Here is a 21763-nt window from a genome sequence, read left to right as displayed (position 1 = left end):
AGGCGGACGTGACCGAACAAGAAGCAGAAGTCTTCGATGCGTGGATCAACCTGCCGTATCTACCGGGTGAGGTGACACCCGACCCGTCGGTGGTCGCGCGGTTCAAGCGCGGCAACAGTGCCTACGAGGGCGGTGAGACCATGGCCGACGTCGTCGCCGAGATGGACAGGCTCGGCATCGGCGGCGGTGTGCTGTCTAAGGCGCCGCGCGACATCACCCCGCCGTTCGTGCATGGCACCAAGACGGGTGAGGCGGTGCTGCGCCAGACGTGTGAACGGCTGGCGGGGTTCGCACGCGACTACCCCGGACGGTTCGTGACCTCGGTGGGCGTCGATCCACGGCTCGGATACGAGGCCGCCAAGCATGTGCGAATCGCCGTGCGCGAGTACGGGATGAAGTGCATTCGCATCATTCCGATGTTCACCGGCATCGCGATCGACGACAGGCTCGCCTATCCGCTGTACACCGCGGCGTGTGACGAGGGTGCCGTCGTGTCGATCAACGTAGGTGTTCCGGGACCGATGAAACCCGCCAAGTTGCAACGCACGATCCTGATCGATGAGGTCGCACTGGCGTTCCCAGAATTGGCCATCGTGATGAGCCACCTCGGCGACCCATGGATCGCCGAGACCATCGCGATGCTGCTCAAGCACCCCAATGTGTACGCGATGACGGCGGGCTGGGCGCCCAAGTACGTGTCGGAGGACGTCCTGCGCTTCGCCGAGCGGCGCAACCCGCGCAAGCTGATGTGGGCTTCCGATTACCCGATCCTGCCGATGGACCGGACGGTGACCGAGGGGCGCGCACTGGCTCTCACCGGGGAGAGCCGGATCGGATACCTCGGCGCCAACGCAATCACGGTCTTTGGCCGCCCGAACTGAGCCGACGGGAAAGGATTCTTATGGGACTGCACGATGACCGCGTCGCGGTGATCACCGGTGCCGCTGGGGGCATCGGTCGCGAACATGCGCTGGAATTCGCGAGGCAGGGCGCGAAGGTCGTCGTCAACGATGTCGGTCCGGCACAGGATGTCGTCGACGAGATCGTCGCCGCCGGTGGTGATGCGGTGGCCAACACGGACGACATCTCGGACTGGGATGGCGCCGGACGTTTGATCGCCACCGCCTTGGATACGTTCGGTGGCCTCCATGTGCTGGTCAACAATGCGGGCATCCTGCGCGACAAGATGTTCGTGAACATGGACATCGACATGTGGGACGCGGTGATCCGGGTGCATTTGCGCGGGACCTTCGCGCCGACCAAGCACGCAGTGGCCTACTGGCGTGAACGGCACAAGGCCGACGACCCGGTGTCGCATCCGCGGGTGATCAACACGTCGTCGCCCTCCGGCTTGTACGGCAACCCGGGCCAATCCAATTACGGCGCAGCCAAGGCCGCCATCGCCGCGTTCACCGTCATCCTCTCCGACGAACTCGCCCGCCTGGGGATCACGGTCAACGCAATTGCGCCGAGCGCACTGACACAGATGACCGAAGGGCTGGAAACCTACGTTGCGCGCATGAACGAAATCAAGGAGCGGACGGGATTCGACGCGGGGTCGCCGGCCAACATCTCCCCGCTGGTGGTGTGGCTGGCCTCCGAAGAGGCTGCCGACGTCACCGGACGCGTCTTCAACGTCAAGGGCGGTGCGATCTCGGTGGCCGAGACGTGGACGACAGGCCCCGGCGTGGAGATCGAAGCACGCTGGGCCCCGGAAGAACTCGGCTCCGTCATCCCGGACCTCCTCGCGAAGGCGCGGCCGAACTCCGACGGGTCCGGTCGACCTCGTGCCTGACGGCATCACCGTCGAACCGTCCGGGTCCACTGCGGTGGTCTGGCTGGACCGACCCGACCGGGGGAACGCGTTCATCACGGCTATGCAGATCGAACTGCACCGCCAGCTCGAACTGCTCGACGCCGCCGAAGCCGTGCGGGCCATCGTCGTCACCGGCCGAGGCCGCCACTTCTCCACCGGCGCCGACATGGAACCGGGCGCCGCGAACTTCGCGTTCGACGACGACCAGCACCGGCGGTCGCGGGCCGAACTCGGTGCACGACCGCGACCGTGGCGCCTGCGCACACCCGTCATCGGCGCGTTGAATGGTTCCGCCGTCGGGATCGGCCTCACGTTCCCCATGCAGTGGGACATTCGAATTGTCAACGAAGCGGCCAAATATGGCTTCGTCTTCACCCGGCGTGGCCTCATACCGGAGCAGAACTCGCTGTGGCTGCTGCCCCGGCTCGTCGGATTCGGGCGGGCGGTGGAACTGCTGCTGACCGGACGGATCTTCTCTGGTGCGGAGGCCAAGGAGTATGGGCTGGCGACGGAGGCTCTGCCCGGCGACGAGGTGCTGCCACGGGCACGGGCGATCGCCGATGAAATCGCGCAGCACACCGCCCCCGCCGCGGTGGGGATCACCAAGCAACTCGCCTACGAGCTGCTGGGCGAGACCGACCGCGAAGCAGCGTTCTATCGCGAATGGGAGGCGTTCCGCTGGGCAGGCCGCCAGCACGACGCGACCGAGGGCGTCGCATCGTTCCTGGAAAGAAGGACTCCGAACTTCACGCTCTCCAAACACATTCCGATCCCCGAGTCCGATCGTGGCTGGAGTCCCGATGACTGACACCGTGCTGTACGACGTCGACGACCAGGGCGTGGTGGTGTTGACGCTGAGTCGGCCCGACCGCCGCAACATGTGGACCGCGACGATGGAGGCCGAGTTCTACGACTGTCTGGACCGTGCGGCGGGGGACTCCACCGTGCGAGTCATCGTCGTGACGGGTGCCGGAACCTCGTTTGTGCCGGGCCTCGATCCCGAGGTGCTCGCCTCGGTCAGTTCCGGCGTCGCCTACACCAACAACCGGCGTCCTCAGACGCACGCCACCACCGTGCCCAAGCCGATCATCGGCGCCATCAACGGCGCATGTGCGGGCATCGGACTTGCCCAGGCGTTGATGTTCGACTACCGCTTCGCGGCGCGTGGGGTGAAGTTCTCGACCGCCTTCGCCAAGCGAGGCTTGCCCGCGGAGGACGCCGCCGCGTGGGTGCTCACCAGGTTGTGCGGGCCGTCGCACGCGTTTGAACTGCTGGCCAGCGGACGCGTCTTCCAGGCCGATGAGGCGCATCGCCTCGGTGTGGTGCAACGGCTTTCGGAGCCCGGGAGCGTGGTTGACGACGCGGTGACCTTCGCACGGGGCCTGGCAGCCAATGTGTCGCCAGTCGCGATGGCGATGATCAAGTCGCAGGTGTGGCGGGACAGCGAAGCGACGATGGAGGCGGCGCGCATCCGCGCCCAGTACCTCTTACAACTCGCGAAGGAACAACCCGACTTCGCGGAGGGCACGGCTAGCCTGACCGACAGGCGTCCGCCGATTTTCCCGCCGTATCCGGGGCTGAATCTCTGATGGACCCGATCGTCGGAGACGAATACGCGGACTTCCGCGAGGAAGTGCGGACGTGGCTTAGCGAGCATCTGGTCGGGGAGTTTCACGACCACCGCGGCGTCGGTAGCCCTACCGACGACACCGCCTGGGAGGTGCGCCTCGCGTGGGAACGTGAACTCTCCGAGGGTAACTGGCTGGGACTGACGTGGCCTGTCGAGTACGGCGGCCGGGGTGCGGGCCTGGCCGAGGAGATCGTCTTCGAGTACGAGTACGCTCGGGCCGCTGCGCCCGCAAGGGTGAACACTCAGGCGCTCGAACTTCTCGGGCCGACGTTGTTGGCGCACGGATCCGAGGGGCAGAAGCGCCGATTCCTACCGAGAATCCTTGGTGTCGAGGAGATGTGGGGGCAGGGTTTCTCGGAGCCCGGCGCGGGATCGGATCTGGCCGCGGTGCGGACCAAGGCAGTCGTCGACTCCGGGGAGTGGCACATCGACGGCCAGAAGGTGTGGACGACGTTCGGTGACCGTGCTGACTGGCTTTATGTATTGTGCCGAACCGATCCTGATGTGTCGCTGCGCCACCGAGGCCTCACGCTGCTGCTGGTGCCGGTCGACCAACCGGGTGTCGAGATCAGGCCGATCGAGAACATCGCGCGGTCCGCGGAGTTCAGCGAGTGCTTCTTCAATGATGCGCGGACGACGGAAGACATGGTGGTCGGCGGCGTCGGCGACGGATGGCAAGTGGTCATGTCCACGTTGAGCCGTGAGCGGGGCAGCGCCCTGATACCGATGCAGCTGTCGGTGGAGCGTGAAGTCGACGAGCTCATCGAGGTGGCAAGAGGTTCGGATGCGCTCGGTGACCGACGGCTGCGACAGCGCCTTGTCGACGCCCTGATCGGTGTGCACATCATGCGGTCTACCAACCTGCGGGTGGTGAGCGACCTGCTCGACACCGGCTCGCCGGGCGCAGCGACGGTCGCGGCGGCCACCGCGAGCAAGCTGTTCGCGTCGACCCACCACCAGCGGCTGGGCGAGCTGTCCATCGAAATCTTCGGCGGGCAAGCGGTTTTCGCCGATGATTACCGTGCGGACGACGCCCGCAAGCTGTTCCTGCTGAGCCGAGCCGAAACGATCTACGGCGGCACCTCGGAGATCCAGCGCAACATCATTGCCGAACGCGTACTCGGCCTACCCCGCTAGGAGTGACATGGCCCTGATCACCACCGTCGAGCAGGAAGCGCTACGTGACGTGATGCGCGACTTCCTGCAGAAGTACTCCAAGGAGTCGGACGTCCGCACCATCATGGACGGCGGATCAGGCTACGACGCCGAAGCCTGGCGTACCGCCGCCGAGCAGATCGGCGTACAGGGCTTGGCGATTCCCGAGGAGATGGGTGGCGGCGGTCACGGATTCGACGAATTGGCGATCGTCATGGAGGAGGCCGGCCGGACGCTGTTTCCCGCGCCGCTGCTGTCGACCACGGTGTTGGCCACCAGCACACTCCTTGCCGTCGGTGGTTCACACGCGGGTGGCCTGCTGGCTAGGATCGCCGCCGGCGACCTGATCGCGACCGTTGCGGTCGCGGAGGAAAAGTTGCACTGGGATCCTGACGACATCACCACGGCCGCGTCGCAGTCCGGTGGTCGGTGGCTCTTGTCGGGGGCAAAGCCGTATGTCCTCGACGGCGCGCAGGCCGACGTCATCCTGGTCGCCGCGCGAACGGTGGCGGGGGTGTCGTTGTTCGCGGTGGATTCCGGCGCCGACGGTCTTTCGGTCGGGCCACTCGAGTCGATGGACAAGACCCGTCAGCTGGCCGCCGTCGGCTTCGACATGACGCCGGCCGTCCTGTTGGGGGACGACGGGTCGGGGTGGGAGACGCTGCGCGGGGTGTACGACCGGGCGTTGGTCGCGCTGGCGTGCGAGCAGGTGGGCGGCGCTCAGGCCGTGCTGGCGATGACCGTCGAGTACCTCAATGTGCGACACCAGTTCGGACGGCCCATTGGATCGTTTCAGGCGATCAAGCATCGATGCGCAGACCTGCTGGTGGAGGTGGAGTCCGCCCGGTCGGCGGCCGCGTATGCCAGTGCCGCGGTGGCGGCCAGCAGCGATGACGCCTCCGTCGCCGCGTCGATCGCCAAAGTCTATTGCTCACAGGCGTTCTATCACGTTGCGGCCGAGAGCATCCAGATGCACGGCGGCATCGGGTTCACCTGGGAGCACTCCGCACACCTCTACTTCAAACGCGCGAAGAGTTCGGAGGCGCTGTTCGGTTGGCCCGCCGATCACCGCGACCGGATCGCGAAGCTGATCGGCTTGGTCTAGTCACTTCTTGATGCGGGCCTTGGCAACGGCCTCGCGGTGCTCGTCGGACCCCATACTGTCCAGCTCGCCGGTCAGCGCCGACTCGAAGGCTCCGTCGACCTGCGCCTCCAGGTACTCGTTGAGGGCAGTCTTCGTCCGCTGCAACGCTTTCGACGGTACCTGCGCCAGCCGATAGGCAAGCGCCATCGCCTCGGGCATCAACTGTTCGGGCGCCACCACTCGACTGGCCAGACCGAATTCGACCGCTTTCTCCGGCGGGATCCGCGATCCTAGGAACAGATACTCCTTCGCCCGCGACAACCCGACGAGCGCGGGCCACACCATTCCGCCGTCACCGGGCACCAGGCCCATCCGCAGATGAGGGTCGGCCAGAAAGCTGTCCTCCGACATGAGCACGAGATCGCACAGCACGGCGATGCTGCAGCCCAGTCCTACCGCCGGGCCATTTACCGCGGCGATCACCGGCAGCGGGCACCGCACCATGCCCCGGATGATGGCGCGCCCCTCGGCGATCGTCTGCGCCCGCATCGCTTCGTCGTCGATGTTCTCCTGCATGTAGTCGAAGTCGCCGCCGGCACTGAACGCAGTCCCCGCCCCTGTGACGACGACCGCCCGCGCTTGGGGGTCCGCGACGAGGTGGTCCCAGACGCGAGCCAGCGCCTGATGCATCGACCGGTTGGCGCCATTGAGGTGATCCGGGCGATTGAGCCGCACGATGCGCACCGGTCCGTCGGCGCTGACCACCAACTCATTCCCCACACCGAAGCTGACCGTGTGTTGCATGATCGCCTTCTTTCCGCCAACTCGTACCGGCACCCGCCCACGGTACTTTACGGTGTACTGGAAATGACGATGTGGACGACGATCGAGCCTGCACCGGACGTGCAGGGGCACTACCGCGCGCAGGGGTGGTGGGACGGCCAGACGCTGCCGGTGCTGCTGGGCCATGCGCTGGCCCGTTCGGGTCGTGCCACTTTTCGAGTTCATTCGCAGGACCGGCCGTGGCGCGGCACCGTCGCCGACGTCACCGACTTGGGACGCCGCTTGGCGGCGGGACTCACCCGCCGGGGCATCCAGACGAGCGATACGGTGGCGTTCACACTTCCGAACAGCGCTCAGGCCGCGGCGGTGTTCTACGGCCTGGTCCTCGCCGGCGCGACGCTGGTCCCCGTCAGCCATACCGCAGGGCAACGCGATCTCGATCACGCGCTGCGAGAGTCAGGTGCGCGGGCGCTGCTCGTATGGCACACGCGCGAGAAGCCGTACGCGTTTGACGCGCTGACGCGCTCGGCGCTGCCGAAACTGGAACTTGTCGTTGCAATCGGTGACGCGTCTGCGCCGACCGACGTCATCGATTTCAACGACGTCGTGAATGGCCCGGCGATCGACGAGCCCGCCACTGTCGACCCGGCACAACCGGCCGTCATCGGCTGGACATCGGGCACCACCGGCGCGCCGAAGGGGGTACTGCTCAGTCACCGCGCCCTGTGTGCCGAAACGCGTGCGCACATGTCGCCGATGATGTCCGCCAGGTCCCGCCCGCTTGCGAGCACGTCCCCGATCGCGCACGTCACCGGAATGCTGGTATCCGTCCTGGTTCCGCCCCTGCTCGGGCAGCAGATCCACCTCCTCGACTATTGGGATGCGGGCGAGGTGCTCGATCTGATGTCAGCCGAGGCGTTGTCCGCGGGCACTGGCGCGCCGCTGTTCCTCGCTTCGCTGCTCGACCATCCGGCGTGTAGGCCCGCGCACCACGAGCTCATCGAGATGAGTTCACTCGGGGGCGCGGCAGTCCCCGCCGAATTGGTGTTGCGGGCCCAACAGTGCGGCATCGTCGCCATGCGCGGCTACGGTTGCACCGAGCATCCGAGCATCTCCCTGGGTATGCGCGACGATCCGACCCGCAAACGAGCCCACACCGACGGAAGGCTCTGCGCCGGTGTCGAGGTCCGCATCGTCGATGACGACGGAAGACGAGTCCCCACAGGCGGGCACGGCGAAATCCTCAGCCGCGGGCCCGATCTGTTCAGCGGCTACACCGATGCCGGCCTGAACGCCGACGCGTTCGACCAGGGGTGGTATCGCACCGGCGACATCGGGTGGTTGGACGAGGCCGGCTACCTGTCGGTTGTCGACCGCAAGAAAGACATCGTCATCCGGGCGGGCATGAACATCAGTCCCGCCGAGATCGAAGCGGCGATGACGTCCATGCCGCAGGTCGCTGGCGTCGCGGTCATCGCGGTGCCCGACGCGCGCACCGGAGAGCGGGCCTGCGCTTTCGTCCAACCGGCTTCCGGCCAACCGACGCTCGACGATGTGCGACAACATCTTTCGATCCTCGGCTTGGCGAAATACAAGTGGCCCGAGGAAGTCGTCTGCCTCGTCGAGGACTTTCCGCGGACGCCCGCGGGCAAGGTTCGTAAGACCGAACTGCGCGCAGTGTGGGCAGCGCACCACCACGAGGGGAACAATGCGACGCAAACCTGATCAGAAGCGGTTGGACGTCCTCGTCGACCGCTGCCGCCTGGAGGTCGACAACGGTGCCCTGCCGTCGGTTCAGCTCTCCGTGCACGTCGACGGTGTGGAATATGTTCGCGAAGCTTTCGGCACGGCAAAGCCGTCGACGCGCTATGTGCTGCAGTCCGTTGGCCGTGGCATCGTCGCGGGTCTGCTCTGGAAGCTCATGTCCGACGGGTTGCTGGACATCACCCGACCCGTCGCTGAGTACATTCCCGAATTCGGCACGAACGGAAAGGATTTCGTCACCGTCGAACAGGTCGTCACCCATGTCGGCGGATTCCCGCTGGCACCCCTCGGGTACCCCGCGATGCTCGATCGCGACGAACGCCTCAAGGCGTTTGCCAAATGGCGGTTGACCTACGAGCCTGGCACCGAACTGCAGTTCCACCTCACGTCGGCGGCGTGGATCATCGGTGAGCTGTGCGAACGATTGACCGGCAGGCCCATCGGCGACTTCCACCGCGAGACGCTGGCCGCTCCGCTGGGGCTGGACAGCATCGAGATCGGGCCCTCGGTCGAGAACCAACAGAACGTGGCGCCCTTCGTCCGCACCGATGGCGGCAGCGACGACGTTTACGCCTGGGGCCCCTGGTATCTCGCACGGCCCGAGATCCTTGCCGCCGGTGAGCCCAGCCACTCGACGGTGGCGACGGCCTCCGATGTCGCAGGTTGGTACCAAGCGCTGATGACGTCGGATCTCTGGCGGCGCGACGTCGTGGAGGACGCCACTCGGATCCGGGTCACGCTGCCGGTCACCGGGGAGCGCGGCGGCAGCCCGAGCGTCGCGGGCAATGTCGGGTTGTTCATCCAAGTGGTGGGCGACGACGGCCTGTCCCACGGCTTCCTCCCGACCGCAACGGGGCCGCGGACATTCGGCCACGGCGGGGCCGCATGCCAGATCGGCTTTGCCGACCCGGACACCGGGCTGTCCTTCGCTTTCCTGACCAACGGCTACCCGAGCACCGGCTACGAGCAGTCGCGGATCGGCTTGAACCGCATCATCAATATCGGCAACCTCGCCGCGGATTGCTTCAGCCGATGAGTACGCGCCGGCACGCGCGCTACGACGTCCTGAACGGCGGTATCGCCCGCATCACCATCGACCGTCCCGAGCGCCTGGGCGCCTACACCCCGCAGATGTGTACCGAAATCTTGGATGCGCTGCGTGCTGTCCGCCTCGACGACGCCATCCGGGTCGTCGTGCTCACTGGCACGGGGCGTGGATTTTGCACCGGCGGCGACGTCTCACCCGACGCCGGCTTCGACGCGCACACCGCCCGCCAGATCGGCCGAGCCCGCGAGTTGCGAGAGGACGCGCACGCGGTGATAACCGCGCTGCACAAGCTCGACAAGCCGGTGGTCTGCGCGGTCAACGGGATCGCCGTCAACGGCGGGCTCGCGCTGGCGCTGGCGTGCGATCTGCGTATTGCCGCCGAGACCGCGCGATTCGGCGACACCAGCGCGCGGGCAGGGCTGTTGCCTGACGAGGGCGGTGCCTGGCTGTTTCCGCGAACCATGGGTTACGACCGCGCATTTCGCATGGTGGCGCTGTCCGAGACCTATGATGCGCAGACCGCGCTGGAGCTGGGACTGGCCACCGAGGTGGTGGCGGACGACGACCTCGACAGCCGCACGGTCGAGATCGCCCGCTCTCTCGCCGCGGGCGCGCCACTGGCGCTGCGGGCCGTGAAGATGATGATGCGTCGCGCGCTCGAGTCGACACTGGAGTCGTCGCTGGGTGACGCGCAACAGGCGGTTCTCTGGGTGGGGCCGAGCGCGGACGCCGCCGAGGGTAAAGCGGCCTTCTTGGAGAAGCGTGCGCCGAGATTCACGGGCCACTAGTCGCGCCGAACCTGGGTTACCCGCACATCAATCGCAGTGCAGAATACCGGCTGCTCAGCCTGGTTCCATCTATTAACTTGACACTGTATAGTCAAATACCAGCCCCCGAGGGAAGGAAGCTGGCCATGGCGCTCATCGAGAACACCGTCGGCGAACTGCCGTACAAGCTGACCGACTTCGATCAGCACTCGTACGAAGCCGAAGACTGCTTTACCCGGTTTATGCCAAAAGCCAAGCTGGATACCGCGGTTCGCCCGATCGTGGCACCCTCTGGGCGGAAGGTGCTGCTGGCCAACGACCGGATCGTCACCGCGCTGGAGAACGATCTCGACCAGGCATACGTTCCCGGTTCGCTCGTGGAGATGCTCAAGCAGCGGTCGTCGGGAAATGCGTCGGATGCCGAGCGGTTCTACGAACCGATGCAGCCCGAGTACCTCGACCGTGACGCCCGGCTCAAGCAATTGGAGGAGCAGCAGATCGAGCGTTCGATCATGTATCCAGGCGGCTGGGCCCTAATGGCGGAGGAGTACCTCAAGGGAATCGATCCGCTGTACGACAACATCGAGTCGTTCAACAAGTGGATCAGCGAGGACTGGGGATTCGCCTACAAAGACACGATCTACGCGCCGGCGATGCTCTCCATGCGCGACCTCGACCGCGCGTGTGAGGAACTCGACCGTGTGCTGGCCGCCGGCGCCCGCTTCATCGTGCTGCCCGCAGGTCCGGCCTACGGCCGGTCTCCCGGGGATCCATACTTCGACCCGTTCTGGGCCCGCATCAACGAGGCGCGCGCCGTGGTCTGCTATCACATCGCGGAATTTCACTATCAGAACAACGTTGCTTCCCAATGGGGTTGGGGGGCTGCGCCCGCCGTTCCAGTTCTCGGCGTGGCAGTGGCAAAACACGTACGGGGAGCGGCCGATAACTGACACGTTGTCCGCGTTGATCTTCGACAATCTCTTCGGCCGATTCCCGAACATCAAGGTCCTCGTCAGCGAGTTCGGCGCCGAATGGGTGCCGCATTTCATCCGGCACATGGACAAGAGTCGCGGAATGGGCAGGCTGGGGCCATGGTTGGGCGGCCAGCTCACGGAACGGCCGAGCACGATCTTCAAACGGCACGTGCGTGTCGTGCCCTATCCCGAGGACGACACCGTCTCCCTGATCGAGCGACTCGAGACCTCGGAAACGCTGCTGATGGGGTCGGACTGGCCACATGCCGAGGGCCTGCGAGAACCAGCCGACTTCTACCTCAAGGTCGACACCCTCGATGAGGTCACCCGCCGGAACTTCCTGCGGGAGAACGGCATGAAGCTCTCCAGTGGGATCAGTTGAGCCGTCCATGACCATCGAGGTGTCCGATGACGAACTGGTACAACGCTTTCCGGGCGAGCCGATCACCCACGACAATGCCGCGCACTATCGCGGTCGGCTGCGTCGGGCATTGCTGCTCAACCGCTGTGCCGACTGCGGCCGCTGGCACGAACCTGCCAGACCGATCTGCCCGGACTGTTGGTCGGCGCGGGTTTCGGCAGAGCCGGTGAGCGGCAATGGCGTGATCTTCATGGCGATCTTCCTGCATCGTGGCCCAGCCGCTGACGGGGTCGACTATGCGACGCCGTATCCCGTGGTGACGGTCGAACTCGACGAGCAGGAGGGTTTGCGATTCACGTCGACGGTCGTCGGCGCGGCCAACGAAGACATCCGCATCGGAACGCCGGTGCAGCTCGCATGGGTCGAGCGTGCTGGCACGCCCCTGCCGGTCTTCGAACTCCAAGCGCGGTGATCGTGCGAAACGCGATGAAGGACAGGGTCGCCATCGCGGGGGCCTCGACTACGGGCTTCGTTGCGAAGAACTCCGGCCGCAGTCAGGTCTCGTTGGCCGCCGAGGCGAGCATCGACGTCATCCGCAAATGCGGGATCGACCGCGAGGATGTCGACGGCCTGTGCGGAAGTTGGCCACAGGCCAATGTCCTCCAGTCCGCTCTCGGCATCCCAGCCCTCACCTGGTTCGGCAATCCCATCATCCCGATGGTCGACCATCTCGCGACCGCTGCGGCAGCGGTCCACGCTGGACTGTGTGAGGTCGTGCTCGTCTATCACGCTGCGTACCGCATGGCGTGGAACAGCGGAGGAGCTCTCAAAGATCCGTTCCGCCGCATCGCCACACCTGGCCTCCTGGATCCGCAGCCCGGGCCCGAAACCATGGCTGCGGCCGTCGGGTATACCGGCTGGGCGTCGCGCTACATGTACGAATACGGCGTGACCCGAGAAGACTTCGCGCTGGTGGCGATCAATGCTCGATCGAACGCCGCACGCAATCCGGCGGCGGCGATGCGGGAACCGCTGTCGATGGACGACTACCTGCGCGCCCCGATGATCCGCGAACCGCTGTGCCTTTACGACATGGATCCCGCCGTCGATGGCGCCGACGCATTCATCGTCACCACGGCCGAACGTGCCAAGGACATGCCGCTACCGCCGGTGCTCATCAACGCCGCGGTGCTCGGTCAGGTCAGCCGCAACGAAGAGGACCAGACCGTCAGCTTGCGACAGCACGGCCAACAGGTCGTCATCGAGACGCTGAAAGCCAAGAGCGACTTCTGGATCGACGACATCGACGTCTACTTCCCATACGACGGGTTCACGCCGATCACCCTGAACTGGATCGACAATGCCGGCTGGTGCAAGCCGGGGGAGGCGGGCGCATTCCTCCGCCAACACTGGGTCACCGAAGAGAACCGCGCGATGATCAACGGTCGAATCCCGGTCAATCCGCATGGGGGCTCTCTCGGCGAAGGGGCGACACAGGCGTCCGGCCACATGCGCGAGGCCGTCCATCAGTTGCAGGGTGTCGCCGGTGAACGGCAGGTCGTCGACGCCAGGCGGGCTCTGATCACCGCAGGCGGCTTCTTCTTCAACGCCCAAGGTCTCACACTGCACCGGGCGTGACGGTGCTGGAAGATCTCCTTGCGCGGGTCGCCTCGCAACCAAACCGGCCCTTGTTGGTCTACTTCGACCGTGTCCTGACGTACGGCGATGTCGATCGACTGTCGAATGCCTTTGCGGCAGGCCTGGCCGACAACGGTTTTCGACGTGGCGACCGCCTGGCCCTCTACTTGCAGAACGTCCCGCAGTACGTGGTTTCACTCATCGCGGTATGGAAGCTCGGCGGAATCGCCGTCGCGCTCAATCCGATGTTGACGCCACGCGAAGTGGCGAAGCTCCTCGAGGACGCAGCCCCGGCCGTACTCGTCACGCTCGACGAACTGGATACACCGGCGCTCCGGGAGGTGGTGAACATGTCGTCCGTGCGGCGCGTGATCAGAACCAGCGCAACGGCGTGGCGCGGCCCGGAAACCGACGATCTGCGTGCGTTCATCGCGGAGTACGACGGACAAGCACCGGCATCGATCTCGGTCGACCCTCACGACGTCGCCGTCATCACGTATACATCCGGCACCACCGGGACGCCCAAAGGGGCGATGAACACCTACCGCAACGTCCGGACGGGAGGGCACGCCTACCGCGACTGGTTCGCGCTCGGCCCCGACGATGTCGTGCTCGGAGTGGCGCCCCTCTTCCACGTGACCGGGCTGACGGGACACATTGCCTGCAGCATCGCCGCGGGCGCCTCGCTGATCCTGTCGTATCGCTTCACAATCGACGTGACACTCGACATGATCCGTCGGCACCGCCCGACGTTCACCGTGGGCGCCATCACGGTGTTCATCGCATTGGGCAATGCGGATGTCGATCCGCGCGACCTGGCGTCGCTGACCAAGGTCGCATCCGGCGGTGCACCGGTTGCCGCCGCTACCGCGGAACGGTTCCGCGACCGCTTCGGCACCTACATACACAACGTCTACGGCATGACCGAGACCACCGCCCCCGTGCTGGCCGTGCCCATGGGATCCGCCGCCCCGGTCGAGCCGGAAACGCAGGCGCTGTCTGTCGGTGTACCAATGCTCAGCGCACGGGTGACGGTGCTCGACGATGACGGAAGGCCATTGCGCGCAGGCCAAGTCGGCGAACTTGCCGTCGCAGGCCCGCAGATCGTTCCCGGTTACTGGCGCAATGAGGCCGCAACCCGTTCTGCTGTCCGCGACGGCTGGCTGCTGACCGGTGACGTCGGCTACACCGACGAGGACGGGTGGTTCTACCTCATCGACCGCAAGAAGGACATGATCGTGGCGGGTGGGTACAAAGTGTGGCCGCGCGAAGTCGAGGACGTGCTCTATACCCATGACGCCGTTCTCGAGGCGGGTGTCGTCGGAGTGCCCGACGCCTATCGCGGGGAGACGGTCAAGGCCTACGTGTCACTGCGCGACGGCCACACGGTCAAGCCCGACGAGCTCGTGGCGTACTGCCGGGAGCGGTTGGCGGCCTACAAGTGTCCTCGGCAGGTCGAGATCGTGGACGCCATCCCTAAGACGACGACGGGAAAGATCCTGCGCCGGGAATTACGGAGAACTGAAGGCTAAGCATCCCAACGCAATTCCAGCGAGTCAAGTCCGAACATCTGGCCGCCGTGCTCGGTTGGATTGCCCGCGAGTTCGTATTCGGGGATGCGCTTGTGCCACTCCTCGAGCAGGATCGCCATCTCCTGTCGGGCCAGATGTGATCCGAGGCATCGGTGCGGTCCTGCCCCGAAAGCGATATGACGCGTGACGCCGCGGTCCAGGTCGACGTGGCGCCCGTCGGGGAACATATGGTCATCGCGGTTCGCCATCGCCAGCGGAAAAGCCGCCATGTCGCCGGCCTTGACCGGGCAACCGTGAAAGTCCATGTCCTGAGTGGCTTTCCGCGCGGTCTGTACCATCGGATACGCGCGTAGCAGCTCTTCGACGGCCCGTGGGATCACCTCCGGATCGGTGGCGATCCGCCGCCGATCCGCGGGATGCGTCGCCAGATGCAGCATGGCGTAGGTCGACTCCATGGCCACGGTGTCCAGGCCCGCCATGAACAACAGCAGTAGACAGTTCAACAACTCCATGTCGTTGATCGGCTCGCCGTCGATCTTCCAGTCCAGTGCCGCAGTGACGATGTCGCCGGCGTCCGGATTGCGTTCGGCGCGCCGCTGTTCGATGAGACTCGCGAAGAATCCCATCACGTGCGTCATCCCCTCCAGGCGAACGGCATTCACCTCTTCACCCACACCCTCCTGGTGCAGGATCATGTCCTCCCACTCGAGGAATTGGTCCAGGTGGCTGACGGGCATGCCCATGATGTCGAGGAACACGATGGACGGGAACACCCGGGCCATTTGGCTGATGAACTCGCATCCGCCGGCAGGCTTGAGCTTGTCGACCAGCTCGCCGACGAGCTCGTGCTGACCCACCTTCATGCCCTTGACCCGGCCGGGGGAGAAGTACTCCGCCAGCACGTGACGCCACTTGGCATGGTCCGGTGGGTCGACCATCACCGGGATCCACTTGTAGGGCGGGTCCGGTTCGGTCGGCACGATCACGCTGCTGGACCACAACTCGGGATGCTGCAAACCGTCCAGAATCGTCGCGTAGTCGGTGAACATCCAGTAACCGTCGGCTTCGGTATTGCGCAGTGCAGGCCTAATCTCGTCCTGAACAGAGTCGAGCATCCGGAAGTTGTTCAGAGCGGGCCCCGACCCCGCTCCGACGAACTCGAGGTTCCTGACGGGACACGGCATTGCAGTCTCGTTGTCGGTCATGGCTTCCCTTCGTAGATAGGGTGGTCGGAGGCATGGGCCCCCCTGCTGAGATGCCCTGCGAGATTGGTGAGCGCGTGGATGGCGTCAGCGACGGCGTCCTCGGCCTCTCGGGTCAGCGCCAGTCGCTCGCCCGGCGATTCGGTGGTCGCCGCGAGAGCAGGAACAACGAAATGGCGAAAACGCCTGCGCACAGCGGTATCCGAACGATCGAGCTCTTCGGCGGCCAGGTATGTCTGCTCGACGAGGAAGTCGATCATCTCGTCGATGTCGAGGTCGGTGCGCACCTCTCCGTTGGCCTGTCCGTCCTGCAGCACAGAGCCCATCGCCTGGATCGCCATCTGGTGCACCATCGGATGGTGCACGGACGTGGAGCGCTGCGCGATGAGTGCGGAGACGGACGGATCGCCCGGCAATTCGCGTGTGGTGTAGAGCAGTGCCGTTTCGATCTTGGCGAATACCCCCCGCTTGCCGGCCATCAGCATCTGCACGTCGGCGACGTATCGACGCGAACGGAGCAGCGCGACCTGTACCAGCATCTCTGAGACGCTGCCCAGTTGGCGGAATGCGGTCGCGCGTGATACTCCGGCCCTGATCGCCACCGCTTCCATCTGGACGCTTTCGATGCCGCGTTCGGTGATCTCAGCGTCGGCGGCGCGGATCAATCGATCCCGCACCGTGCCGTCGTCGTTGTGCGCGATCTTCAGCACGGTCATGCGATGGCCCCGGCGATTTTCAGTTCGATGAGCCGGTTGTCGTCGACGCCGAGTTCCCTGACCACCTCGTCAGTGTGTTCAGCGAATTGTGGCGCTCGGGTGAGAGTTTCGGGGTTGTCATCGAATTTCACGGGGCTGGCCACCAACCGCTGTGGGTTGCCTTCTGCATCTACGACTTCGGCGATACGACCGTTGGCGGTCAACGACTCGTCGTTGGCGAGATCCCACGCATCCTGCACCGGAGCCCACTGTCCGGTGCCGCGGCTGAGACGTTGCTTACAGTCGGCGTAGGTCAGCCTCGCAATCGCGTCACGAACGACCTCGTAGGCGGTGTCGCAATTTTCGAGCATCGCCTCGAGCGTCGTGAATCGCGGGTCGTCGGCATATGCGTCGAGCCCCATCAGCCCGCAGAACTCCGCCCAGTATCTCGTCGGCTGCAGCATCGAAAGCTGGATGTACCTACCGTCCCGCGTCCGGTAGCCGCCCGTCAGCGGGTTGCCCGGCGCTTGAGTCCTGCGGTCCAGCTTGGGAAGTGGGCCGCCGAACAGCATCGCCATGTTCACGCTGAACTGCGTCGCCCAGGCACCCACGGCGAGCAGGGACACGTCGAGCACAGACGGTTCACCGGTGGCGAGTCGGCGGTACATGGCGGCCGCGACGCCTCCCGCAATCGACAATCCGCCGATGTTGTCCCCATAGGCCCCGGCGGGCATGAACGCCGGGCGGTCGGCGTCGGCCGGCATCACGCCGTCCGCGCTACCCCCGCGGGCCCAGAAGGCGGTGACGTCGTAACCGCCGGTGTCTCGATCGGGACCGTCGGCGCCGAAGCCGCTCCCCGCGACGAAGATGATGTCGGGATTGACAGAGCGGACATCCTCGACGTCGATCCCCAGTTTGGTGCGCGTCGGAGGCAGGTAGTTGGTGAGGAATACGTCGCTGCGCCGGATCAGTTCCTCGAGCAGCGGGCGCCCTTCGGCGTGGTCCAGCGCGAGACCGATACTGCGCTTACCCCGGTTGGGCGCCTCCATGATCGGAGCGAAGGACGATCCGGGCACCGAGGCTGCGCTCCCGAGCACCCGCACGAGTCCGCGCTGGGCGTCACCGGCGACGGGATGCTCGACCTTGATCACATCCGCTCCCCAGTCGGCGAGGATGGCACCGGCCGAGGGCACGAACGTGAATCGTGCGACCTCGAGGATGCGAACGCCGTCAAGTGGCTTCAGACCACTCACCTCCTGCGATCTTGCAGCGATCGGCGTCTCATGAGTGCGACGCAATGAGATAAACGTATCACTGATTCGCCAGAGGCGCGAGGGCCAACCCAGCACGTGCAAGAGGGGATTTTGTCGTCAGTCCATGATGTCGCGGACGCGGGTCTTCTCGTGGCCGCGAAGCATGGCGGCACTGGCCGCCTCCATGTGTCGGCGCCAGTGCGCTTCTGCCGCATCGCCTTTGCGAGCATAGACCAAATTGGCGAGCCGTACGTACGACTTGTGCAGCCTCATGTATTCGGCCTTGGCCATCTTCTTGTCCCCGGTAGCGCCCGAAATCGCTGCGGCGGTGTGACGTTCGCCGATCTCGTGCAGCATGCCCGCAATGATCCCCAAGGTGGCATTGCCCGACAACTCGACCATGCGACGGTGCAACTGTGCCGATGCGGCCGCCAACGTGCCGGCTTCCCACGCGGCGGGAACCGCGTCGACTAATCGTCGGAGCTCGTCGTGCGCCTCGGCTGTGCCGTTCTCGGCAAGCATGTTCGCGGCTGGGGGCTCGATGGCGGTGCGCGCGGTCATGACGTCGGCGAGCGTGGTGCCGGACAGTGCCAGTAACAGCGCAGCGGGCCGGGCGACGATCTCAGGGCCGGGGACGCGAACTCTAGCGCCCGTACGCGAACCGCGGCGGACCTCGACTAGTCGTTCCGATTCCAGGACGCGCACTGCCTCGCGTAGGGTCGGCCTGCTGACACCGAAGTGTGAGATCAGCTCGGCCTCGTGCGGCAGGAAGTCGCCATCTTTGAGCTGGCCGTCGACAACCATGCGCCGGAGCGTGCGGGCGACCAGCTCGGCCGTCTTGGGCGACCGGACCGCTCCGGTCGCCGTATCCGCGGAGATCATCGGTGCCAGCGACTCGGGTCGAGACACTGCGGTCCCTTCATTCGGTGCCAGTTATACTACTCAGTAAACCATGTCGTCGCCGCACGCGGCCGTAACTTCGCGGGTCACGACCTATCCTGCATCAAGCACGTCGCAGCCACGTCGTACTCCGACCGCCGACGTGCGCTCACCAAAAAGCTCGGCGCGGCCAGAAACGCGATGTCGGGCAATCGCTTCCGATCGGACATCATGTCCTTCGCCTGTGCGCTGTCGCCGCACACGGCGACCGCGCGCAACATGTCGTCGGTGACGTGCCGGGCCATCGATCGGGGGTCACCACTGTGGAATGCGGCGCGGATCGCACTCACCTCGTCTTGCCATTCGTGCAGTTCGACCAGCGCATCATAGGTTCGTACGGTCAGGTAGAACGCGATCTGCAAGCGTGCATCGGCGACCGCGCGTTCCGGATCGGTGTCGTTGACGGCGGTGATGACCCAACCCCAGCGCTTGAGTTCCTCGGATGTGCGATGCGCGATGCTTGCGCCGCGACTCAATTCGGGCTCCACGACTTCGTCCCACCAGCGGTCGGTGAACAACCCATGGCCCAGCACTCCGTCCGCCACACGGCCTGCGGTCCGCACCATGACCCGGTTGAAGGCGCCGATGAGAATCGGCACGTCGAGACGCCCTAGCACGGGTGCGCGAATATCGGCTTCAATGGAGTAGAAGTCGCCCTGGTAGCGGATCGGTTCGCCGTTGTCCGCCCGTAGGAACAGTCGGACGACTTCGACCAGTTCGGCCATCCTCAGCGCGGGATGTTCGGCGTCGACCCCGAACCAGTCGCGGTTCATTCGTGGTGTCCCGGCGCCCAGTCCCAGGAAAACCCGGCCGGCCGCCTGCTTGGCCAAGTGTCGAACCGACGCGGCATGGACGAAGGGAGATCGGGCGAACGCATAGGCGATTCCTGGGCCCACCCATGCCGTCGCCGTCGAACGCACCATCTGCGCCGCCGTGACGTAGGCACTCAGATCGGCGAATTCGCCGGCGCAGAACGCGCCCGCGCCCGCGGACTCGGCTTGCGTCGCTACCGTTTCGCCCGGCCACGGCAATCCCCACTGCATATCCCACCCACATCCGCTAGATCGCTTACCTAGTAATACAGGTGACCATACCGGGCGGAAGGACGCCAACTACGTTTTAGACACTTTTGTCAAAAATCTGTATTCTCGACCGCACCGATATGTGTCTCTGCAGGAAGGAATTCGATGACCAAGCTGCCGAGCATGGCCCCGACGGGCTGGTTCCAGATTGCCTGGAGCGCCGATATCGCGGGAAACGCCGTCGTGCCCCTGCGCTATTTCGGCCAAGACCTCGTGGCCTTCCGGCAGCGCGACGGATCGGTCAGTGTGCTGGACGCGCATTGCCAGCACCTCGGCGCCAGCTTGGCGCACGGCGGCTGTGTCGTTGAGGACGGCATACAGTGCCCGTTCCATGGTTGGGTGTGGGACGGCCGAGGGCGCAATGTCCGCATCCCCTATGAAAAGCGACCGAACAAGGGCCGCCGCCTGAGGTCCTACCCTGTTGCCGAGGTAAACGATTCCATCTACATTTGGCACGACGTCGCCGGCAGTGCACCGCGGTGGGATGTGCCCGTCGGGAAATTGGTTCTCGGAGAACATGTCTCGTCGAGAAACTACTACGAATTCACCGAGGACTGTCGAACTCGGTTCGCCGGTGTCAAGGTGCACCCCCAGGTGATCGCCGAGAACGCGGTGGACCCACATCATTTTCGTTTTGTGCACCGCACACCGATCAGTCCTGGAGTGCTGCGAGAAAGCCGGGACGACGTGATCTGGTCGGCCAAAGTGGGATTCGGCAAGCGATGGGTCGACGGAACTGATCGGCCGGATGACACGATGAACACCATTGAGATCTGGTGGTCGGGTATCGGCGTCTCGTTCAACGGCGAGCACACCCGTGACGGAGTGCGCGTCATCTCGATCTGTGCGACGCCGGTCGACGACACGACTTCGGACATCTTCGCCGGATACTGGATCAGCGACGAGTCGGCGAATGACTTCGCGGAACGGCTGGCCGCGGCCAAATTGGCGTTGCCGGACGACATCCGGATTTGGGAGCACCAGCGGTACATGGATCGGCCGGCGCTCGCACCGTCGGAGTCGGCCGGCTTCGACGCCCTCCGGGAGTGGGCGAACGGGTTCTATCCGCAGCCTGTCGGAACCCGGGCTTGAGCCCGCCCAGTCCAGGCATCCGCAAGTCGGACCGCACTCGCCTGGCAATCCTGGACGCCGCGCGTGTGGCCTTCGCCCGCAAGGGCTTCTCCGGGGTGACGATCCGTGACATCACCGACTTGGCCGGCGTGACGCGGGCGAACTTCTACTACTACTTCAGCGACAAGACCGAACTGTTCGTCGAGCTCGGCACCGCGACCTACCGCGAGGCCATAGAAGTGATCGAGACGTTCTCCGACTCCCCCTCGCGAGCGGCGATCGAAGCGTGGGTGGCCCGCTACTTCACCTATCTCAACCGCAATGGCGCGTTCGTAATCCGTTCAGAGGACGACATGCCGACCGACGGTGCGTTTCGTGCCGCGGTCGCACGTTCACATCGACGCGCCGCGCGTGCACTCGGTCAGCGCATCGCCAAGATCGCGTCGACGCCGCCGTCAGGCGACGCCGCCGCGACGGGGCTCATCCTGATGGCCATGCTCGAGCGGTCCTGGCTGGTGCATCACAACGGGGTGTCCGAAGTGCCGTTCGGCGAGGTAGAAGCCGCGGCGTCGGATCTGATACATCGGCTGGTCGAATGACTGCGCGAGGGACGTGGTGAGCAACGGAATGACGTGGTGGCCCGCAATGGTCGAGGCGGTATCGCGACCGGCCACAATTTTCGCCGATAGGCATATCGCAATTAGCTATATAGATAGACGTTTAATGCTTTCATCTCACGCGCGATTGACACCGCGACCGCATGGCCTTGGGCGCTAAATCGCGGGGGCGGTGCCGGTTCAAAAAATGGCTGATGCGCCCTAGACCGGAATGCGGGCCGTGCCGTCCCCGGCCGACAGGGCGAACATCAAGGAGGGCGTCGCCCGATGCTCGGGCATGGCGGCCCTGATGAGACGCGTCTCATCGGATCGATTCCGTTCAACGCTCGCTGCACCCGAGGCCATCCGGTGT

20 protein-coding genes and 1 pseudogene are annotated in these 21763 nt (G+C 65.2%); 15 read left to right on the top strand and 6 right to left on the bottom strand.

Annotation, left to right across the window (positions count from 1 at the left end; genetic code table 11):
* Nucleotides 1-8: 8 nt before the first annotated feature.
* Genes G6N42_RS15230 through G6N42_RS15205 form a run of 6 tightly spaced genes read left to right on the top strand, consistent with a single transcriptional unit; the run spans nucleotide 9 to nucleotide 5706 of the window.
* Entirely contained in the window at nucleotides 9-881 is an 873-nt protein-coding gene (locus tag G6N42_RS15230; protein ID WP_163730335.1) for an amidohydrolase family protein, read from the top strand.
* 20 nt (nucleotides 882-901) lie between these two features.
* Complete coding sequence (locus G6N42_RS15225) at nucleotides 902-1795, top strand: SDR family oxidoreductase (RefSeq protein ID WP_163730334.1); 894 nt, start codon at nucleotides 902-904, stop codon at nucleotides 1793-1795.
* Nucleotides 1788-2624 carry an enoyl-CoA hydratase-related protein gene (locus G6N42_RS15220; protein ID WP_163730333.1) on the top strand — a complete coding sequence of 279 codons (837 nt, stop codon included), beginning with the start codon at nucleotides 1788-1790 and terminating at the stop codon, nucleotides 2622-2624. Before G6N42_RS15225 ends, G6N42_RS15220 begins: the two co-directional genes overlap by 8 nt.
* Nucleotides 2617-3405 carry an enoyl-CoA hydratase-related protein gene (locus G6N42_RS15215; RefSeq protein WP_163730332.1) on the top strand — a complete coding sequence of 263 codons (789 nt, stop codon included), beginning with the start codon at nucleotides 2617-2619 and terminating at the stop codon, nucleotides 3403-3405. Before G6N42_RS15220 ends, G6N42_RS15215 begins: the two co-directional genes overlap by 8 nt.
* Entirely contained in the window at nucleotides 3405-4583 is a 1179-nt protein-coding gene (locus G6N42_RS15210) for an acyl-CoA dehydrogenase family protein (protein WP_163730331.1), read from the top strand. The genes G6N42_RS15215 and G6N42_RS15210 overlap by 1 nt, the downstream gene beginning before the upstream one ends.
* Nucleotides 4584-4590: 7 nt before the next feature.
* Entirely contained in the window at nucleotides 4591-5706 is a 1116-nt protein-coding gene (locus G6N42_RS15205; RefSeq protein WP_163730330.1) for an acyl-CoA dehydrogenase family protein, read from the top strand.
* Here G6N42_RS15205 and G6N42_RS15200 read toward each other — a convergent pair whose 3' ends face one another.
* Nucleotides 5707-6489, bottom strand: a complete 783-nt coding sequence (locus G6N42_RS15200) for an enoyl-CoA hydratase/isomerase family protein (RefSeq protein ID WP_163730329.1) — start codon at nucleotides 6487-6489, stop codon at nucleotides 5707-5709.
* Between the two features lie 63 nt (nucleotides 6490-6552).
* Here G6N42_RS15200 and G6N42_RS15195 point away from each other — a divergent pair, with 63 nt between their 5' ends.
* The 7 genes and pseudogenes from G6N42_RS15195 (at nucleotide 6553) to G6N42_RS15165 (ending at nucleotide 14552) form a co-directional block, all read left to right on the top strand.
* Entirely contained in the window at nucleotides 6553-8193 is a 1641-nt protein-coding gene (locus G6N42_RS15195) for an AMP-binding protein (RefSeq protein ID WP_232076147.1), read from the top strand.
* Entirely contained in the window at nucleotides 8177-9268 is a 1092-nt protein-coding gene (locus tag G6N42_RS15190) for a serine hydrolase domain-containing protein (RefSeq protein WP_163730328.1), read from the top strand. The genes G6N42_RS15195 and G6N42_RS15190 overlap by 17 nt, the downstream gene beginning before the upstream one ends.
* Nucleotides 9265-10068 (top strand): enoyl-CoA hydratase/isomerase family protein, encoded by an 804-nt coding sequence (locus G6N42_RS15185; RefSeq protein ID WP_163730327.1) that lies wholly within the window; start codon nucleotides 9265-9267, stop codon nucleotides 10066-10068. The genes G6N42_RS15190 and G6N42_RS15185 overlap by 4 nt, the downstream gene beginning before the upstream one ends.
* 125 nt (nucleotides 10069-10193) lie before the next feature.
* Nucleotides 10194-11403: pseudogene (locus G6N42_RS15180) on the top strand (amidohydrolase family protein).
* A complete protein-coding gene (locus G6N42_RS15175) occupies nucleotides 11390-11854 on the top strand; it encodes a Zn-ribbon domain-containing OB-fold protein (RefSeq protein WP_232076146.1) in 465 nt (154 codons plus the stop codon). The pseudogene G6N42_RS15180 and the gene G6N42_RS15175 overlap by 14 nt, the downstream one beginning before the upstream one ends.
* A gap of 14 nt (nucleotides 11855-11868) precedes the next feature.
* Nucleotides 11869-13020, top strand: coding sequence for a thiolase C-terminal domain-containing protein (locus tag G6N42_RS15170; protein WP_163730326.1), 1152 nt, complete (start codon nucleotides 11869-11871; stop codon nucleotides 13018-13020).
* The gene (locus G6N42_RS15165) at nucleotides 13017-14552 is read left to right on the top strand and encodes an AMP-binding protein (protein WP_163730325.1); all 1536 of its coding nucleotides are present in this window, start codon (nucleotides 13017-13019) and stop codon (nucleotides 14550-14552) included. The genes G6N42_RS15170 and G6N42_RS15165 overlap by 4 nt, the downstream gene beginning before the upstream one ends.
* On the opposite strand, the gene G6N42_RS15160 is transcribed toward G6N42_RS15165, so the two are convergent.
* From G6N42_RS15160 to G6N42_RS15140, 5 genes are all read right to left on the bottom strand, one after another.
* Nucleotides 14549-15757 carry a cytochrome P450 gene (locus G6N42_RS15160; protein ID WP_163730324.1) on the bottom strand — a complete coding sequence of 403 codons (1209 nt, stop codon included), beginning with the start codon at nucleotides 15755-15757 and terminating at the stop codon, nucleotides 14549-14551. The genes G6N42_RS15165 and G6N42_RS15160 overlap by 4 nt on opposite strands.
* Complete coding sequence (locus G6N42_RS15155; protein WP_163730323.1) at nucleotides 15754-16470, bottom strand: TetR/AcrR family transcriptional regulator; 717 nt, start codon at nucleotides 16468-16470, stop codon at nucleotides 15754-15756. Before G6N42_RS15155 ends, G6N42_RS15160 begins: the two co-directional genes overlap by 4 nt.
* On the bottom strand, nucleotides 16467-17693 hold the full coding sequence (locus tag G6N42_RS15150; protein ID WP_232076586.1) for a CaiB/BaiF CoA transferase family protein: 1227 nt from the start codon (nucleotides 17691-17693) through the stop codon (nucleotides 16467-16469). Before G6N42_RS15150 ends, G6N42_RS15155 begins: the two co-directional genes overlap by 4 nt.
* A 126-nt stretch (nucleotides 17694-17819) precedes the next feature.
* Nucleotides 17820-18611: a FadR/GntR family transcriptional regulator gene (locus tag G6N42_RS15145; protein WP_163730322.1), complete on the bottom strand. Its 792-nt coding sequence runs from the start codon at nucleotides 18609-18611 to the stop codon at nucleotides 17820-17822.
* Nucleotides 18612-18688: 77 nt separating this feature from the next.
* On the bottom strand, nucleotides 18689-19684 hold the full coding sequence (locus G6N42_RS15140; protein WP_163730321.1) for an LLM class flavin-dependent oxidoreductase: 996 nt from the start codon (nucleotides 19682-19684) through the stop codon (nucleotides 18689-18691).
* Between the two features lie 144 nt (nucleotides 19685-19828).
* Between G6N42_RS15140 and G6N42_RS15135 the strand changes: the two genes are divergently transcribed.
* Entirely contained in the window at nucleotides 19829-20815 is a 987-nt protein-coding gene (locus tag G6N42_RS15135; protein WP_163730320.1) for a Rieske 2Fe-2S domain-containing protein, read from the top strand.
* Nucleotides 20812-21393, top strand: coding sequence for a TetR/AcrR family transcriptional regulator (locus tag G6N42_RS15130; RefSeq protein ID WP_163730319.1), 582 nt, complete (start codon nucleotides 20812-20814; stop codon nucleotides 21391-21393). The genes G6N42_RS15135 and G6N42_RS15130 overlap by 4 nt, the downstream gene beginning before the upstream one ends.
* The last annotated feature ends 370 nt before the right edge of the window (nucleotides 21394-21763 follow it).

Source organism: Mycobacterium gallinarum (genome assembly GCF_010726765.1).
Lineage (GTDB): Bacteria > Actinomycetota > Actinomycetes > Mycobacteriales > Mycobacteriaceae > Mycobacterium > Mycobacterium gallinarum.
The sequence above is the reverse complement of the archived record's forward strand: the minus strand, read 5'-3'. Positions and strand labels throughout refer to the sequence as shown.

Bases quoted from the DNA above. Each gene is read 5' to 3' on its own strand.
- G6N42_RS15225 (WP_163730334.1), top strand. From the start codon at position 902: ATGGGACTGCACGATGACCGCGTCGCGGTGATCACCGGTGCCGCTGGG.
- G6N42_RS15215 (WP_163730332.1), top strand. From the start codon at position 2,617: ATGACTGACACCGTGCTGTACGACGTCGACGACCAGGGCGTGGTGGTG.
- G6N42_RS15210 (WP_163730331.1), top strand. From the start codon at position 3,405: ATGGACCCGATCGTCGGAGACGAATACGCGGACTTCCGCGAGGAAGTG.
- G6N42_RS15205 (WP_163730330.1), top strand. From the start codon at position 4,591: ATGGCCCTGATCACCACCGTCGAGCAGGAAGCGCTACGTGACGTGATG.
- G6N42_RS15200 (WP_163730329.1), bottom strand. From the start codon at position 6,489: ATGCAACACACGGTCAGCTTCGGTGTGGGGAATGAGTTGGTGGTCAGC.
- G6N42_RS15195 (WP_232076147.1), top strand. From the start codon at position 6,553: ATGACGATGTGGACGACGATCGAGCCTGCACCGGACGTGCAGGGGCAC.
- G6N42_RS15190 (WP_163730328.1), top strand. From the start codon at position 8,177: ATGCGACGCAAACCTGATCAGAAGCGGTTGGACGTCCTCGTCGACCGC.
- G6N42_RS15185 (WP_163730327.1), top strand. From the start codon at position 9,265: ATGAGTACGCGCCGGCACGCGCGCTACGACGTCCTGAACGGCGGTATC.
- G6N42_RS15170 (WP_163730326.1), top strand. From the start codon at position 11,869: ATGAAGGACAGGGTCGCCATCGCGGGGGCCTCGACTACGGGCTTCGTT.
- G6N42_RS15160 (WP_163730324.1), bottom strand. From the start codon at position 15,757: ATGACCGACAACGAGACTGCAATGCCGTGTCCCGTCAGGAACCTCGAG.
- G6N42_RS15155 (WP_163730323.1), bottom strand. From the start codon at position 16,470: ATGACCGTGCTGAAGATCGCGCACAACGACGACGGCACGGTGCGGGAT.
- G6N42_RS15140 (WP_163730321.1), bottom strand. From the start codon at position 19,684: ATGCAGTGGGGATTGCCGTGGCCGGGCGAAACGGTAGCGACGCAAGCC.
- G6N42_RS15135 (WP_163730320.1), top strand. From the start codon at position 19,829: ATGACCAAGCTGCCGAGCATGGCCCCGACGGGCTGGTTCCAGATTGCC.